Consider the following 16958-nt stretch of genomic DNA (forward strand, 5'->3'; position numbering starts at 1 on the left):
GCTCCTTGTCAGTCGGATGCCCGTGGGACCCATGGTCGGCCCGGTGGTATGACCCCGCCTCACCCGCGCGAGGTGAAGCGGCCACCGATCGGATGCCCGACCATGGGGAGACTGCGGCGAAAGGGGCAGGCGGAGAGTGAATACGACGGAGACCAAGCGCAGGAACTGGCTGCTGTTCGGCTCCCTGCAGGGCTACCAGAAGAAATGGATCCGGCCCGACGTCATCGCCGGACTCACGGTGTGGGCGGTGCTGGTGCCGGAGGCCCTGGCCTACGCGACGATCGCGGGCGTGCCCCCGGTGGTCGGGCTGTACGCCGCCATCCCCTCGCTCATTCTCTATGCCGCGGTGGGCAGTTCGCGGCACCTGGTCGTCGGCCCGATGTCCGCGACCGCGGCGCTGTCGGCGGCCATCATCGCGCCAATAGCCGGCGCCGACGGCGGCAGGTACATCGCGCTGTCTGCGGTGGTGGCCATCGCCACCGGCATCGCGGGGCTGCTCGCCGGCCTGATCCGGCTCGGCTTCATCGCGTCCTTCATCTCCGAGCCGGTGCTCAAGGGCTTCATCGTCGGCCTCGCACTGACCATCATCATCGGCCAGGTGCCCAAGCTGTTCGGCGTCGAGAAGTCCGAGGGCAACTTCTTCGAGCAGGCCTGGGGCGTCCTCACGCACCTCGGTGACACCGACTGGCGGACCCTGACCGTCGGCCTGCTCAGCCTCGCGGTGGTGCTCGGGCTCAAGCGGTGGCTGCCGCTGATTCCCGGCTCCCTGCTCGCCGTGCTGCTCGGGATCGCGGCGGTCGCGGTGTTCGGCCTGGACGGCAAGGGCGTCGAGATCGTCGGGCACATCGACTCCGGTCTGCCCTCGGTCGGCCTGCCCGGCGGAGTCGGCTTCGACGACTATGTGGACCTGCTCGGGCCCGCGGTCGGTGTGCTGCTGATCGGTTTCGCGGAGGGCCTCGGCGCGGCGAAGACCTATGCCGTCAAGGCGGGCTACGAGGTGGACGCCAACCGCGAGCTGATGGGGATGGGCGCCGCGAACCTGGGCTCCGGCCTGACGTCGGGCATGGTCGTCAACGGCAGCCTGTCGAAGACCGCCGTGAACGGAGGTGCAGGTGCAAAGACCCAGGTGAGCGGCCTCGTCGTCGCGGCGCTCACCGTGGCCACCCTGCTGTTCCTGACCGGGCTGTTCGAGAAGCTGCCGGAGGCCACCCTCGCTGCGGTCGTCATCGCCGCGGTCATCGAGCTGGTGGACGTCTCCGCCATGAAGCGGCTGTACGGGGTGTGGACCGAGCGGCTCGGCAGCATCTACGGTCCCGCCGCCCGCGCCGACTTCGCGGGCGCGTTCGCCGCGATGATGGGCGTGCTGCTGTTCGACACCCTGCCCGGCCTGGTGATCGGCATCGGGGTGTCCATGCTGCTGCTGCTCTACAGGGCCTCGCGCCCGCACGTCGCGGCGCTGGCGAAGGAGGGCTCGCTGTGGGTCGACGCCGAGCGGCACCCCGACCTGGCCACCCGCCCCGACGTGGTCGTGGTTCGCGTGGAGGCCGGGCTGTTCTTCGCGAACGCCGACCACGTGAAGGAGAGCATCGAGGCGCTGTGCACCGACGCGACGCGGGTGGTCGTGCTCGACGCGGAGACCTCGCCGTTCGTGGACGTCAGCGCCGCCGAGATGCTGATGCAGCTGCGGGACACGCTCGGGCGCAGGGGGATCGAGCTGCGGGTCGCCCGGGACATCGGGCAGTTCCGGGACACCCTGAAGCGGGCCGCATCCGACGGCAAGAACGTCGGGGTGTACCCGACCGTGGCAGGGGCACTCGAGGGACTGGAGGACAAGCGATGACCGGACTCGTTCTGTGGCGGGACACGCCGACCCGCACCGCCATCGTCGACTTTGTCGCCCGCGTCGAGGCGCAGGGCATCGCGGCCTCCGAGCGGGTCGCGGTGTTCGACAACGACGGCACCCTCTGGACCGAGAAGCCGATGCAGATCCAGATGCAGTTCGTCTTCGCGCTGTGGGAGAAGATGGCGGCGGCCGATCCGTCACTGGCATCGCAGCAGCCGTTCAAGGCGGTGCTGGAGAAGGACTTCGGCTGGTTGTCCGCCGCCATCGACAAGCACTACGCGGGCGACGACACCGACATGAAGACGCTGATGGCGGGCACCGTGCGGGCCTCCGCGGGCCAGGAGGTCGAGGCGTACACGGCGCAGGCGAAGGCGTTCCTCGGCACCGGAACCCACCCCTCGCTTGGTATCCCGTTCACGCGGTGCGTGTTCGCACCGATGGTGGAGTTGCTGCGCTACCTCGAGGCGCACGGCTTCACCACGTACATCGCCTCCGGTGGCGACCGCGACTTCATGCGGGGGGCCGGCGAGGACCTGTACGAGATCCCGCGCGAGCGCGTCATCGGCAGCAGCCTCGGTTTGCGCTACGCCGACGGTGACGTCACCTACGCGCCGGAGATGGGCTTCTACGACGACGGCCCGGAGAAGCCGGTCCGCATCTGGAGCCGCATCGGGCGCAAGCCGCTGCTGGTGGGCGGCAACTCGAACGGCGACGTGCCGATGTTCGAGTTCGCCCGGGACGACGCGCTGCGGCTGCTGGTGCACCACGACGACGCCGACCGTGAGTTCGCCTACGACACGGGGGCGGAGCAGGCGTTGCGGACGGCCGCGGACAAGGGCTGGACCACGATCAGCGTGCGCGACGATTGGGCGACGGTGTTCCCGGAGGCCGAGGCGTAATGCCGGTGCTGGCCCCGACGCTGGCCGGATACCAGAAGTCCTGGCTGCGCGCGGATGTCGTCGCCGGGCTGAGCGCGGGCGCGGTGGTGATCCCGCAGGCGATGGCCTACGCGACGATCGCCGACATGCCGGTGCAGATCGGTCTGTACACCTGCATGGTGCCGATGGTCGTGTACGCGATGCTCGGCGGTTCGCGCACCGCGAGCGTCTCCACGACATCGACGATCGCCGTGCTGACGGCGTCGACGCTGGTCGGGGCCGGGATCGCCGCCGGCTCCGACGACGCGCAGACGTCGTTGATGACGCTGACCCTGATGGTCGGGGTGATCCTGCTGCTGGCCCGGCTCCTGCGCCTGGGCTCGATCATCGAGAACATCAGCGAGGCAACGCTGACCGGGATCAAGGCCGGCGTCGGACTCACCGTCGCGGCGGCCCAGCTCCCGAAACTCCTCGGCGTGTCCGAAGCCTCGGACGCGACCGGCTTCTTCGAGGTCGTGTGGTCGGCGTTGCGTCAGATCGCGGACGCGAACCCGGCCACGGTGCTGCTGGCGGCCGGGTCGATCGCCACGCTGTATGCGATGGCGAGATTCGTGCCCCGGATCCCGGGACCGCTGGTGGTGGTCGCGGCGGGGATCGTCCTGGTCGCGTTCGCCGGTCTCGCCGACCACGGGGTGGCCTTGATTCCGCCTGTACCGCAGGGTATTCCACTTCCGGGGCTGCCGAGCCTGCACGATCTCGGCGCACTGCTGCCGGGTGCGCTGGCCATCGCGATCATGGCGTTCCTGGAGACCGTCTCGGTCGGTCGCAGTGTTCGCCGTACCGGTGAGCCGCAGATCGACGCGGACCAGGAACTGCTCGCCAACGGTGCGGCTGCGGTGGCCGGTTCGTTCTTCCACGCCCTGCCGCCCGCCGGTGGGTTCTCGCAGACCGCGATCGCACTGCGGGCGGGGGGCCGCACTCAGGCCGCGAGCCTGGTGACCGTGGTGCTCGCCGTTGCGGTGGCGCTGTTTCTCGCGCCGATCCTCGACGATCTGCCCCAGGCCGCGCTGGGCGCGATGATCGTCGTCGCGGTCCTCGGCCTGATCGACTTCCGCGAATTCCGCACCTTGTGGGAGATCAACCGCCTGGAGTTCTGGATTGCGCTCTGTACCGCACTGGTCGGTCTGGTGTTCGGTCTGCTGCCGGCGGTCTTCGTCGGAGTGGTCCTCACCCTGTACCTGGTTCTGCGCGAACTGAACCGCCCGCACATCGTCCAGTTGTCGCCGGACGAGCACGGCATCTACCGGGCCGGCCCCGAGGAGGCACCGATGGTGCCGGCGGAACCGCTTGTACTGCGGCACAACTCGGGCCTGTACACCGCGAACGTGCGGGCGACGATCGCTGCGATCCAGTCCCGGGTGTTGGCGTCGGGGTCGAAGAGCGTGGTGTTGGACGTCTCCCGGGCCTACAAGGTCTCGACCACCGTGCTGCACGGCTTCCGCGACCTGCTGCAGGAACTGGGCGAGGCGGGGGTGACGGTGTACTTCGCCGACCTGCCCGCCTCCGAGCTCGAAACAGCGCGGAAGGTGCCAGGCGGACGCGAGATCATCGAGTCCGGACGGTACTTCGCCACCGTCGACGACGCCGTCCACGCGCTCCGCGCCGGTGCGTGATTTGTACCCCGGTTGGGGTACCGATCGCGCACAGTTCGGGCGGGAATCGCGGGAACGCCGCCGTCGTGCGTGAGACGATCGCCCCATGCGACTGGGGCTGCACGCACTGGGAATCGGCACCGGCGCGCACCGCGGGGTGATCGACGCGGTCGCGATCGCGGCGGAGACCCACGGGTTCGCCACCCTGTGGTCGGGGGAGCACGTGGTGATGGTCGACCGATCGGCGTCGCGCTATCCCTACGCCGATGACGGCCGGATCGCGGTGCCCGCCGCCGCGGACTGGCTCGATCCGATGATCGGGCTCAGCTTCGCCGCCGCGGCCACGCGCACCATCGGCATCGCGACGGGAGTGCTCCTGTTGCCCGAACACAATCCGGTGCTGGTCGCCAAGCAGGCGGCAACGCTCGACCGGCTCAGCGGCGGCCGGCTCACGCTCGGCGTCGGCATTGGCTGGTCCCGGGAAGAGTTCGCCGCGCTCGGCGTCCCGTACGGGCGTCGTGGCGAGCGCACCGCGGAATACGTCGCCGAGATGCGGGCGCTGTGGCGCGACGACGTCGCATCGTTCGACGGCGAGTTCGTCGGTTTCGACGCGGTTCGCGTCAACCCGAAACCCGTTCGCGACCGCCGCATTCCCGTGGTGCTCGGGGGCAACAGCGGCGCCGCGCTGCGGCGCGTCGCGGTCTGGGGAGACGGGTGGTACGGGTTCAACCTCGCAGGCGTCGACGAGGTCGCCGAACGGATCGGCGTCCTGCGTGAGCTGTGCCGGGAGGAGGGCCGAGACCCGCGCGGGCTACTGCTGTCCGTCGCGGTCCGGGAAGCCGACCCCGGTGACGTTGCCGCGCTCGCCGAGTTGGGTGTCGGCGAACTCGTGCTCGTCGAGGCGCCGCCGGAGGACCCCGGTGATGCCGCCGACTGGGTCTCGGCGCTCGCGCACCGCTGGAAGTAAACGCCTGTGCGCGTGTCTCACTCCAACTGGGATACGACACGCGCACGAGCGGCGGAACCGCAACTCACACGAGACGGGTGAGGTGGTCGGGCGGCTCCCGTGGTGGCATGGCGGTAGCGTCGGCGAAGGGAAGTGTCCTGTGGCTACCGAACTGAGGGATCTGGCAGCGAAGGCCTATGTGTACGGATTTCCCCTCGTGTTCGACCTGGACCAGGTGCGCCGCTACGTGACGACGGGGGTCGGGGCAAACGCCGCCGCGCCGTTCAACACGTTCAGCCACGCCGACTCCCTCGCCGGGCCGAAGGACACCTTCGTCTCGATCAACAATGACACCGTGTACTCGATGGCGCAGCTCGACCTGACCAACGGTCCGCTGCTGCTGGAGGTCCCGGACACCGACGGCGCCTACTACGTGATGCAGTTCGTGGACGCGTGGACGAACAACTTCGCGTACGTCGGCAAGCGTGCCACCGGGACGGCCGCGGGCCGCTACCTGCTGACGCCCCCAGCGTGGACGGGGGAGACGCCGGCAGGCGTCACCAGGATCGCGTTCCCGACGGCGGTCGCCTCGATCGTGGGCCGGTGGGCCTGCAACGGAGGCGCGGACCTGCCCTGCGTCCGCGCGCTGCAGGAGCAGCTCACGCTGACGCCGGTCGGCGAACAGGCCGAGCCCCCGGGACTGCCGACCCCGGATCCGAACGTCCCGGATGCACTGGTGTTCTGGGAGAAGCTGCGGCTCTGCCTGCAGGCGTATCCGCCTGCGGCGCAGGATCTGCCGCTGCAGGCGACCTTCGAGCCGCTCGGCCTGCTGGCGTGGGGCCCGTCGCCGTACCTCCAGGCCGATGCGGAACTGGCCGCTGCTCTCGAGGCCGGTGCCAAGGCCGGACACGACGGGCTGGTGGCCGCGCTGAAGTCCGGGGCCGGCGACACCATCGTGAACGGATGGCATCAGCCTTTCCATGCCTTCGACTACAACGACGACTACTTCGAGGTCGGCACCGTCAACTCGCCCGAGTGGCGAATCGACGACCGCACCAGGGCGATCGGGCTGCGGGCGGCGGCGGCCATGGGCGGACTGTGGGGCAACCACGGCTACGAGGCCGCCTATGCCCCGGTCTATCTCGACGGCGACGGCGACGAGTTGACCGGTGAGCGCAGCTACACGCTGACCTTCGAGCAGACGCCGCCGGTGGACGCCTTCTGGTCGATCACCATGTACGACCTGCCGGAGTTCTATTTGGTGGACAACGGGATCGACCGCTACTCGATCGGTGACCGCACCCCCGGACCCGTCTACGCGGACGACGGTTCCCTGACCATCACGCTCAGCGCCACCGCGCCGGCCGACCCGACCGAGCGGGCGAACTGGCTGCCGACGCCGACCGCCGGCTTCCGGCCGTTGCTGCGGATGTACAGCCCACGGCAGGAAGTGTTCGACGGGACGTATCAGATCCCGCCCATCGTCAAGGTTCCCCATGACCGAGAAGTCGAGTCGGACTAGGGTTTCGGCATGGCACCCTCCGGAAAAGACCATCATCGGCTGAACTACGTGGAGTTGTCGGTCACGGATCTCGCAGAATCCGAGGCCTTCTACCGCTCGGCATTCGGCTGGGAGTTCACCGAGTACGGCCCGCAGTACGCGGGCATCATCGGCGCAGACGGAGACGAGGTCGGGGGCCTGCTGCAGGTGCCCGAGCCCAAGCCCGCCGGCGGACCGTTCGTGCTCCTGTACTCGGTCGACCTCGACGCATCGGTCGACGCCGTGCGCGCGGCAGGCGGCACCGTCGTCAACGGCCCCTACGGCTTCCCGGGCGGGCGGCGCTTCCATTTCACGGACCCGAGCGGCAACGAACTCGGTGTCTGGTCCTCGACCTAGCAGTTCAGCCACTCCCGAGCCGCCGCGACCAACGCCTCGACGCCCACGCTGAGGGTCGGCTCGATGACGGGCGCGAAGCGGGGGGAGTGGTTCGACGGGATGTCCCGGTCGATCGTCCCCGCCGCGGCGGCGGCCAGATACGTCTCGGGGTCGGCGCCGCCGAAAAGCCAGTAGCAGCAGGTCGCCCCGGATGCGGTCGCGAAGATCCCGACGTCCTCGCTGCCCGTCACCAGGCCGGGATCGACGACGCGGTCGTCGCCGAACCTCGCCCGGAACACCGCGGCGGTGCGCTCGACCGCGGCGGGATCGTTGACCAGAACGGGGAAGCTGTCGATCGGGCTGATCTCCGGTGTCCGGGTGGCCCCCGCGGCCGCGGCCTCCGCGTTGACGATGCGGGTGACCGCGTCGAGCACGTTGGTGCGCACCTCCTGGTCGTAGGTGCGGATGTTGACCTGGAGCACTGCCTCGTCGGGGATGACGTTGTCCTTGGTGCCAGCCTGCAGCGAGCCGACCGTCAGCACGACGGTGTCGGTGGCGGCCACGCTGCGTGACACCACGGTCTGCAGCCGCAGCACCGTGGACGCGGCCATCACCACCGGGTCGATCGTGGTCTCGGGACGCGACCCGTGCCCGCCCTTTCCGAACATCGTGACCTTCAGCGCGTCCGTCGCCGCGAACGCGGGTCCCGGACGGATGGCCAGCATGCCGGCGGGAAACGGGGCCACGTGCTGTCCGAGCACCACGTCCGGCCTGCCGAACCGGTCGAACAGTCCGTCGTCGACCATCGCCTGCGCGCCGCCGCCCAGCTCCTCGGCCGGCTGGAACACCGCGAGAATCGTTCCGTGCCACTGCGACCGGTCCGCGGCAAGTTCGGCGAGCGCGCCGAGCAGGCAGGTGACGTGCATGTCGTGGCCGCACGCGTGTGCCACCGGTACGTCGACGCCATCGGGATCGGTGCCGCGCGCGGTGCTGGCGTACGGCAGCCCCGTCTGTTCCGCGACCGGCAGCGCGTCCATGTCGGCGCGCAGCAGCACGGTCGGGCCGTCCCCGCTTCGCAGCGTCCCGACGACTCCGGTTCCGCCGACGCCGGTGGTGGTCTCGAACCCCAGCGCGCGCAGACGGTCCGCGACGATCCCGGCGGTTCTGGTCTCGTGGAAGGACAGCTCGGGGTGGGTGTGCAGGTCCTTGTACAGCTCGACGAGGGCTGCGGTGTCGACCATGGGGGTCCTTCCGCTCGAGGGATCCGATCGAGTCAAACACCGTTGGTCGGACCGCGTCTCATGCTTGGCGGGTGATTCGTCGGGCCGTCGACCTGACTACCGTTCGGCGACACCGGCGGCAGTGCCCGCCGTTCGCGCACGATGGAGGATGACATGGGCGACCTGATACTGCTGCTGATCCCGCAGATGATCGGGCTGGTCATCACCCCGGCCGCGGTCGCCGGCTGTGTGCTGCTGCTGCAGTCGGACAACCCGATTCGCAATGCGTTGAGCTTCGGCAGCGCGTTCCTGCTGGTGTACACCGTGATCGGGGTGGCGGCACTGCTCGGCGGTGCGGGCGACCCGTCGGCGACCTCGCAGACCGTCTCGCACTGGATCGGGCTCGGCGTCGGCGTGCTGTTCCTGGTGGTCGGCCTGTTCCAGCTGCTGCAGCGCAAGAAGCTCGCGGCGGAAAAGCCGAAGTGGATGGTCGAGCTGGAGGAGGCCACCCCCCGCCGGTCCTTCATGATCGGGCTGGTGCTGGCGAACTTCAACCCGAACCTGTTCATCATGCTGTCCGGCATGAGCATCATCTCGAGCTCCGACTCGACCTGGGCGCAGGCGCTCGTCGGGACCGTGCTGCTGCTGCTCGCCTCGGTGCTGGACTTCCTGATCCCGATCGGGGCGTACGTGCTGCTCGGCGATCGGGCGCGCCGAGGCCTGGACCGGGTGAAGTCGTGGATGGTCCGCCGCAACAAGGAACTCGGGGTCGGGGTGTTCCTCGGGTTCGGCGCGCTGTTCACCATCCGCGGCATCCTCGCACTCATCTAGCGCGGGCCAGCGCTGTCGCAGTGTGCCGCGGCCATTGCCGATTGCCGTGCAGCCCAGGACGACTGCGGTCGGCAGTCCCGCCTGGGCCATGATCGCGGCGACGCCGCAGACCAGCACGAAGAAGAGCGATCCGGGCGGCCCGAGCCGGCCCACGCTCACCACGTAGGTCCCGACGACGGCGACCGCGACGAGCGCAGTCCACCCGGCCACCGCCGTCCGGCGGGCGGGAGGCCGAACACCAGCGCTCGCCGTCGCGGTATCGGTGGCGAGAGGGGAGGGGTGCGGCGCCGTTTCGCCGCGGGGACCGTCGGGCGGACCGTGCGATTCGCGCACGAGGTTTCGACGATTCGCGCCGTGGTGAAGGTGTCGAGTCCGGGCGTCGCGGCCACACGGCCGCTCCTACCTGCGGGTTCGGCACGGGTCGGTGTCGTCGGGTTCGCAAGGTGATTTCGCGGGCCGAAATCCGATGGTTTTTGGGGGCGTTTACCTTCCGGCCCTGTGTGAGGATGCACCGATGACATTGGTTGTCACTCATTCGCTGGGCCGAATGCCGGTCTATGCGCGCTGACACCGAACGGCTGCCCGTCGTGGCGGCAACCCCGAGCGGCCTCACCAGGCCCACCGTCCTCGGATGTGTGGCGCCGTCCGGCCGGATGCCGGGAAGTACGTTCGCGGTCGGACGGTACCGCCTGCTCTCGTGCTGCGGGACGGCGCCGTCGGTGGAGTTCTGGCGTGGACTCGACCTGGTGACCGGCCGTGAGGTCGGATTGACGCTGCTCGACGGCGACGCGAACCCACAGGTCGACACGGACGAGGTCTTTGCCCGCACGGTGTGGATGTGCGGGATCCGGACCTCCGCCGTCGCGCGAATCGTGGACATGGTCGACGCGGAATCGGCCGGGGCGGTCGTCACCGAATGGGTGCCGAGTTGCTCGCTCGCCGAGGTCGTGGAGGGCCGGCTGTCGGCCGCCGCCGCCGCCTCCGCGATCAGGCCCCTGGCGCACACGGTGTGCCGGGCGCACGAGGCCGACAGTGTCCTCGCCCTCGACGATCCCGACCGGTTGCGGGTGAGCATGGACGGCGATGTGTTCCTTGCCTTTCCGGGCCCACTCCCGGACTCGGACCCGGCCTGCGACGTTCGTGGACTAGGCATGGCGCTGTCGACGCTCACCCTGGGCGACCGGTCGGGCGCCGGGGACTTGGCACAGGTGTCCCGGATCCCGGCGCGGTTGGCGGAGCTCATCGTCCGGGCGGTCGGACCGGGCGCTGTCGGCGCCGAGTGGGTGGCACACGTGCTCGACGAGGTTGCCGCCTCGCCTGCGGGTCGCGACTTCGCCGAGCTGAACCCGTCCCGGTCCGCGGCGATAGCGGGCTGGTGAATCCCCGCCGTACGAGACCGTACGGTTCGCTCGCGCGGTAGTCTTCACCGCACTGAGGTCCTTTGTCGGGGGTGGCAGGGGTGCGTATGACGGGGAAACCACTTCCACAGGCCGCGTCGTTGACCCAACGGTTCAACGACGGCCTGCGGCTGAGCGGTCCGGAAGGACTTGTGACCCTGTCGGCGGCGGCCGACATGGTGGCGATCAAACCTGACCGCTTCCGTGCCGTGATGCACACGGCCGACTTCGGCTCGATCCGAGTGAACAGGCTTCGTACCTCGGCCGTTTCGGGGATCCGGGCGCCGGACAGGTTGGCGGACGACCACAGCGTGTACCTGTCCATGGTCTGTGTGCGAACGGGCGAGATCCGGGTCCGGCAGAACCGCACCGCAAGCCGCGCAGGCGCGGGCCAGATCACCTTTGTGGACTTCGCGGCCGCCTTCGAGGTCGAGCTCTCCCATCGCGGCGACTTCGTCTTCGTCTACCTGCCACACGATCTGCTCGCCGCTCGATCCGTGGATGCCCGAACCCTGGTCGGCGCCACAGTTTCCGCGTCGCCACTCGGTGACGCGATCGCGTCCGCGATCGAGAGGTTCGCCGTGACCGGCGTGTGCGACCCGCGATCGGCCGAGGCGGCGCTGATCGAGCGCGCGATCGTCGACCTGTGCCTGGCGGTGGTGCACCAGTCGACCGGTGAGGCTCAGGTGCGCGACGAAATCGGGCTCCGAAACCGGGCTCGGGCAACGGAATTCATCGAGAGCAACTTCACCGATCCGACGCTGACCATCGGGCAGGTCGCCTCGAGCATCAATGTCAGCCCCCGGTACCTGCAGAAGCTGTTCGAGGCGGAGGAGCACTCGGTCTACGAGCTCATCCGGCGACGCCGGGTCCGGTGGGGCGTCGGCCTGCTCACCGATCCGGGCGCCGCGCACCTCACCATCAGCCAGGTGGCCCTGCGGAGCGGATTCGTCGGCCTGAGCCAGTTCAGCCGCGCGGTCCGGGACATCACGGGCGCCTCGCCCAGGGGTATCCGGCGGCAGGTGTGCCGAGCGGAGCCCCTTCAGGCGTCCGGCGGCTCGGCGTAGCAGTCCCGCACCGCGACATCCATCGGAAACCGCACCCGCGTGTCGCCGAACAGCAGTCGGGTGGCGGCGCGCGTCGCGGCCAGCACGTGCTCGGTGGCGGTCTCGGGATCGCGGCAGTGCACGACCACTTCGTCGTGCTGGAAGAACACCAACTCCGCGCCGTCGTCCTCCGCGAGTCGCCGCCTGAGCTCGGCCAGGAGGCACAGCGCCCACTCCGCGGCCGTCGCCTGCACCACGAAGTTGCGGGTGAACCGGCCACGGGCGCGTGCGCCCCCGTCGGGCCGGCCGTGTTCATCGCCGCCGGACCACCAGCCCTCGTCCGGCGGTGGGCAGGAGCGGCCCAGCCAGGACTGCACCACCTCGCCACGCTCGCCCGCACGCGCGGCGTCCTCCACGTACTGCACCGCTACCGGAAAACGCTTGCGCAGCAAGGTCAGCAGCGCGCGCGACTCTCCCGCGGTGGCCCCGTACAGCACCCCGAGGATCGCGACCTTCGCCTTGTCGCGGTCGCCGGCGAAGACCTCCGCGGCCACCGGTGCGTACAGGTCGTCGGCGCCCGCCGCGGCGACCATCAGCGGGTCGCCGGACATCGCGGCGAGAATGCGGGGCTCGAGTTGCCCGGCGTCGGCGATGACGAAGGTGTGTCCGGGGTCGGCGATCACGCTGGTGCGCAACGCCTTCGGGATCTGCAGTGCCCCGCCGCCGCGGCTGGCCCAGCGTCCGGACACCACCCCGCCCGGAACGTAGACGGGCCGGAACCTGTCGCCGCGCACCCAGGTGTCGAGCCAGGCCCAGCCGTTGGCGGCGTGCAGTTTGGCCAGGTCCCGGTAGTGCAGGAGCGGCTCGATCGCGGGATGGTCGACGTCGCGCAGCAGGTAGGCGCGGGTGGAGCTGAGCTCGACGCCGTCGCGGGCAAACGCGTCCACCAGTTCGACGTGGGACGCGGGGTTGACCCGACGCCCGAACGCCGCGCTGATCACCTCCGTGATCTCTCGAATCTTTTGCGGCACAGCATCTCCGGTGGCGCGCGGTCCCAGCGCGCGTTCGAGGAGCAGGAGGTGTGCCTGGGCGGAGAACGGGAGCCCGTGGTGACTCATCTCGGCGGCGGCGAGCGCGCCCGCCGACTCGGCGGCGACCAGCAGGCGCAGTCTCGGATCGGTGCCGATCAGGGTGAGCTGGGCTCGATGCAAGTCGACCACCGCGGCGGGGTCGCGGGGCGGCGCGGCGTCGAACAGGCCGGGTCGCTCGTCGAGCGGAGGCTGCGGCGCGACGGCCGGTTCGCCGGCCCGCACGCTGAGCAGGGCGCCGGTCAGCGCGAGGTCGTGGCAGCGCTGCACCCGCAGTCCGTCACGCAGCACGGCGGGATAGACGGCCGCGGCATCCGCCCACACCCACCGGGGATGGCCGTCCGGTTCGAGGGCGCGCACCGCGGCGGACGGGTCCGGGAACGACAGCGGCGGGCCAAGGGTGCGGCCGGTGTCGTCCGTGCGGATCGCAAGGGTGTGCTCGGGCCCGGGCACCAATACGATCCGCACAACGGGCAGTCTGCCGTGCGGGTGCGACAGGCCCCGTCAGTGGCCGCCGTGCCGGATCTCGTCGCGGTGCTCGGCGTAGCGACCTTGAACGCGGCCAGCCCCAGCCCAGGTCGAAGAACAGCTCGAGCGGGGAGACGGAGGATCGCTCCTCCATCGGCTGCATCCGGGTTCGTTTGGGAAGGTCCACCGGGCTACTGTGCCACCACGAAAGGGCAGGCGCAGGGGGTCCCGGGCCGGGCGCCGCGCAGGTCGGTCCGGCTGACTGCGAGCCCGCCGGGCGTCGTCGGTAAGCTTGCCAACTGGACTTCGTTACCCGTTCCCAGATCCGGAGGTTGATTGGCGTGGCGCTCGTCGTGCAGAAGTACGGCGGATCCTCGGTGGCATCCGCCGAGCGCATCCGACGCGTCGCCGAACGGATCGTGGAGACCAAACGCGCCGGCAACGACGTCGTTGTGGTGGTCTCGGCGATGGGCGACACCACCGATGAGCTGCTGGACCTGGCCCAGCAGGTCTGCCCGTCGGGTCCGCCGGCGCGCGAGATGGACATGCTGCTGACCTCCGGCGAGCGGATCTCGAATTCGCTGGTCGCGATGGCGATCCACTCCCTCGGCGAGGAGGCCCGCTCCTTCACCGGGTCGCAGGCAGGCGTCATCACCACCGGTGCCCACGGCAACGCCAAGATCATCGACGTGACCCCTGGCCGCGTCCGTGACGCCCTCGACCGCGGCTCGATCGTTCTGGTTGCCGGGTTCCAGGGCGTCAGCCAGGACAGCAAGGACGTCACCACCCTCGGTCGCGGCGGCTCCGACACCACCGCCGTCGCGCTCGCGGCCGCGCTGAAGGCCGACGTCTGCGAGATCTACACCGACGTCGACGGCATCTTCAGCGCCGACCCGCGGATCGTCTCCGACGCGCAGAAGCTGGACACCGTCTCCTTCGAGGAGATGCTCGAGATGGCGGCGTGCGGGGCGAAGGTGCTCATGCTGCGCTGCGTCGAGTACGCCCGCCGCTACAACGTGCCCGTGCACGTTCGTTCCTCGTACACCACCAAGCCCGGCACCATGGTGTCCGGATCGATGGAGGACATTCCCGTGGAAGAAGCCATCCTCACCGGCGTCGCGCACGACCGCAGCGAGTCCAAGGTGACCGTAGTCGGGCTGCCCGACGTGCCGGGCTATGCCGCCAAGGTCTTCCGTGCGGTCGCCGAGACCGAGATCAACATCGATATGGTGCTGCAGAACATCTCGAAGGTGGAGACCGGCAAGACCGACATCACCTTCACGCTGCCGAAGACGGACCTGCCCGCCGCGGTGGAGAAGCTGACGGAGCTGCAGGGCGAGATCGGGTTCACCCAGATCCTCTCCGACGACCGCATCGGCAAGGTGTCGCTGGTCGGCGCGGGCATGAAGAGCCACCCGGGCGTCACCGCCACCTTCTGTGAGGCGCTCGCCGAGGCCGGCATCAACATCGACCTGATCTCGACTTCGGAGATCCGCATCTCGGTGCTGGTCGCGGACGACGAGCTCGACGACGCGGTGCGCGCAATCCACAAGGCATTCGATCTGGGCGGCGACGAAGAGGCCGTCGTCCACGGCGGGACGGGACGCTAGAGATGACAACTGTTGCTGTGGTCGGCGCGACCGGTCAGGTCGGCGCCGTCATGCGCGCGCTCCTCGCGGAGCGCAACTTCCCCGCCGACAAGGTGCGGTTCTTCGCGTCGGCCCGCTCGGCGGGCACGAAGCTGCCCTTCCGTGGGGAGGAGATCGTGGTCGAGGACGCCGCGGGCACCCCCGATGAGGACCTCAAGGGCATCGACATCGCGCTGTTCTCGGCGGGGGCGACGTTGTCCCGCGTCCAGGCGCCGCGGTTCGCGGCTGCGGGCGCGACGGTGATCGACAACTCCTCCGCGTGGCGCAAGGACCCCGAGGTCCCGCTCGTGGTGAGCGAGGTCAACCCGGAGGAGGCGAAGAACCCTCCGAAGGGCATCATCGCCAACCCGAACTGCACCACGATGGCCGCGATGCCGGTGCTCAAGGTGCTGCACGACGAGGCCGGCCTGCAGCGGCTGATCATCTCCAGCTACCAGGCGGTCTCCGGTAGCGGCCTCGCCGGCGTCGAGGAACTCGTCACCCAGGTGCGCGCGGTCGTCGACGACGCCGAGAAGCTCGTCCACGACGGCTCCGCGGTCGAGTTCCCTGCGCCGAACAAGTACGTCGCCCCGATCGCGTTCGACGTCATCCCGTTGGCCGGCTCGCTGGTCGAGGACGGCAGCGGCGAGACCGACGAGGATCAGAAGCTGCGCAACGAGAGCCGCAAGATCCTCGGCCTGCCCGACCTTCTCGTCAGCGGCACGTGCGTGCGCGTCCCGGTGTTCACCGGCCACTCGCTGTCGATCAACGCCGAGTTCGGCAACCCGCTGTCCGTCGAGCGTGCCAAGGAGCTGCTGGCTCAGGCGCCCGGCGTGCAGCTGGTCGACGTGCCCACCCCGTTGCAGGCGGCGGGCGGCGATCCGTCGCTGGTCGGCCGCATCCGTCAGGATCCGGGCGTGCCCGGCGGCCGCGGCCTCGCGCTGTTCGTCTCGGGCGACAACCTGCGGAAGGGCGCCGCGCTCAACACCATTCAGATCGCGGAGCTGCTCGTCGGCTGACCGCGCCCCTAGGTTCCCCCCACCTCACATCTCCCCAATGTCACATTGATTCGGCTGACGCGAATCAATGTGACATTGGGGAGATCGTGTTTGGGCGGGCGGGCAGGGGTGCTAGTGGACCGAGACGCCGTTCCTGCCGATACCGACCGGGACGGGGCCGCGGAGCAGGTGCCCGATCCGGCCCTCGTCCAGGGCCAACGCCTTGACCGTGGTCGCCGCCGCGACGACCACGCCCGACATGATGAACATCCAGGTGATCGCGGTGAACACCAGGCCGAGCGCGCCGAACTTGTCCTGCGCCGATGCCCCGGCCATGGGCAGGTAGATCCGGCCCGCGATCCGCAGCAGGGCCAGCCCGAGGGCGGTCATCGCCGCGGTGGCCCACAGCACCCGGCCTGCGAGCCTGCCCTCGGTGAGCAGGTACGGCACCACCGCCCACAGGACGAACCAGATGATCAGCTCGCTGCCGAACGCCAGCGGCAGCCCCACCCAGTCCACGTCCGCCAGGTTCCGTGCCGCGCTGAGCAGCCCGATGGACGAGGCGACCGCAAGCAGCACGGCCACCCAGCGCCAGCCGCCGCGGATGGACAGCGTCGGGATGTTCCACACCCGCCCGTACAGCCTGCCGAGCGCGCGGGCGAAGGACGTGCCGCTGAGGATGACCATCAGCACGCCGATGACGCCGAAGGTGGCGAAGGTGGGCGTGTTCGACTCGAGGGCGCCGGGCGCGATCATCGACAGGTCCATCCCCGACGGATCGAGCCCGAGCTGCTCGTACAGGGTGTCGCCGACGCCGTCCAGGTTCCCGATGGTGCCGACCGCGATGATGACGGGCAGCACCGAGGTGAACTCCTGCGCGGCGAGGGTCATCGAGCGGTCCGCCAGCTCGATGTCGATGATTCCCTTGATGATCCGGGCCACCGTCCGTCCGGCCGAGGTCCGCTTCAGCCAGCCGCGGGCGGTCTGGGTCTGGACGGCCAGGGCCTCCTTGGCCAGACTCACCGAGAGTTTCGAGGACTTCACGATGGTCAAGTCAACGCGACGGCCGGGTGGGCGTCCTCATCCG

General features: G+C 69.8%; 14 protein-coding genes. 11 read left to right on the forward strand and 3 right to left on the reverse strand.

The features are described from left to right. Positions 1–136 precede the first annotated feature (136 nt). From ACFXMV_RS03990 to ACFXMV_RS04015, 6 genes are all read left to right on the forward strand, one after another. Positions 137–1840, forward strand: a complete 1704-nt coding sequence (locus ACFXMV_RS03990) for a SulP family inorganic anion transporter (RefSeq protein WP_378498146.1) — start codon at positions 137–139, stop codon at positions 1838–1840. After that, positions 1837–2742, forward strand: a complete 906-nt coding sequence (locus ACFXMV_RS03995) for an HAD family hydrolase (protein WP_378498147.1) — start codon at positions 1837–1839, stop codon at positions 2740–2742. The genes ACFXMV_RS03990 and ACFXMV_RS03995 overlap by 4 nt, the downstream gene beginning before the upstream one ends. Further along, entirely contained in the window at positions 2742–4394 is a 1653-nt protein-coding gene (locus ACFXMV_RS04000; protein WP_378503630.1) for a SulP family inorganic anion transporter, read from the forward strand. Before ACFXMV_RS03995 ends, ACFXMV_RS04000 begins: the two co-directional genes overlap by 1 nt. 85 nt (positions 4395–4479) lie before the next feature. After that, positions 4480–5340, forward strand: a complete 861-nt coding sequence (locus ACFXMV_RS04005) for an LLM class F420-dependent oxidoreductase (protein ID WP_378498149.1) — start codon at positions 4480–4482, stop codon at positions 5338–5340. 139 nt (positions 5341–5479) lie between these two features. After that, positions 5480–6841 (forward strand): DUF1254 domain-containing protein, encoded by a 1362-nt coding sequence (locus ACFXMV_RS04010; RefSeq protein ID WP_378498150.1) that lies wholly within the window; start codon positions 5480–5482, stop codon positions 6839–6841. A gap of 9 nt (positions 6842–6850) precedes the next feature. Then, positions 6851–7216 carry a VOC family protein gene (locus tag ACFXMV_RS04015; protein WP_378498151.1) on the forward strand — a complete coding sequence of 122 codons (366 nt, stop codon included), beginning with the start codon at positions 6851–6853 and terminating at the stop codon, positions 7214–7216. Here ACFXMV_RS04015 and ACFXMV_RS04020 read toward each other — a convergent pair. Next, positions 7213–8436, reverse strand: a complete 1224-nt coding sequence (locus ACFXMV_RS04020; RefSeq protein ID WP_378503631.1) for an amidohydrolase — start codon at positions 8434–8436, stop codon at positions 7213–7215. The two genes, ACFXMV_RS04015 and ACFXMV_RS04020, sit on opposite strands and share 4 nt — an antisense overlap. A 153-nt stretch (positions 8437–8589) precedes the next feature. Here ACFXMV_RS04020 and ACFXMV_RS04025 point away from each other — a divergent pair, with 153 nt between their 5' ends. From ACFXMV_RS04025 to ACFXMV_RS04035, 3 genes are all read left to right on the forward strand, one after another. Further along, on the forward strand, positions 8590–9246 hold the full coding sequence (locus ACFXMV_RS04025; RefSeq protein WP_378503632.1) for a GAP family protein: 657 nt from the start codon (positions 8590–8592) through the stop codon (positions 9244–9246). Between the two features lie 557 nt (positions 9247–9803). Then, a complete protein-coding gene (locus tag ACFXMV_RS04030; protein ID WP_378503633.1) occupies positions 9804–10625 on the forward strand; it encodes a hypothetical protein in 822 nt (273 codons plus the stop codon). An 86-nt stretch (positions 10626–10711) separates the two neighbouring features. Next, a complete protein-coding gene (locus tag ACFXMV_RS04035; RefSeq protein WP_378500257.1) occupies positions 10712–11710 on the forward strand; it encodes a helix-turn-helix domain-containing protein in 999 nt (332 codons plus the stop codon). Here the strand turns inward: ACFXMV_RS04035 and ACFXMV_RS04040 are convergent. After that, on the reverse strand, positions 11686–13245 hold the full coding sequence (locus ACFXMV_RS04040) for a bifunctional 3'-5' exonuclease/DNA polymerase (RefSeq protein WP_378500258.1): 1560 nt from the start codon (positions 13243–13245) through the stop codon (positions 11686–11688). The genes ACFXMV_RS04035 and ACFXMV_RS04040 overlap by 25 nt on opposite strands. 341 nt (positions 13246–13586) lie before the next feature. Between ACFXMV_RS04040 and ACFXMV_RS04045 the strand changes: the two genes are divergently transcribed. Continuing rightward, positions 13587–14855 (forward strand): aspartate kinase, encoded by a 1269-nt coding sequence (locus tag ACFXMV_RS04045; RefSeq protein ID WP_378500259.1) that lies wholly within the window; start codon positions 13587–13589, stop codon positions 14853–14855. Between the two features lie 2 nt (positions 14856–14857). Further along, positions 14858–15892 (forward strand): aspartate-semialdehyde dehydrogenase, encoded by a 1035-nt coding sequence (locus ACFXMV_RS04050; protein WP_378500260.1) that lies wholly within the window; start codon positions 14858–14860, stop codon positions 15890–15892. A 111-nt stretch (positions 15893–16003) separates the two neighbouring features. Here ACFXMV_RS04050 and ACFXMV_RS04055 read toward each other — a convergent pair whose 3' ends face one another. Then, a complete protein-coding gene (locus tag ACFXMV_RS04055; protein WP_378502500.1) occupies positions 16004–16915 on the reverse strand; it encodes a hypothetical protein in 912 nt (303 codons plus the stop codon). Between the last annotated feature and the right edge of the window lie 43 nt (positions 16916–16958).

The organism is Rhodococcus sp. NPDC059179 (genome assembly GCF_042754885.1).
In the GTDB taxonomy this organism is placed as follows: Bacteria; Actinomycetota; Actinomycetes; order Mycobacteriales; family Mycobacteriaceae; genus Rhodococcus_G.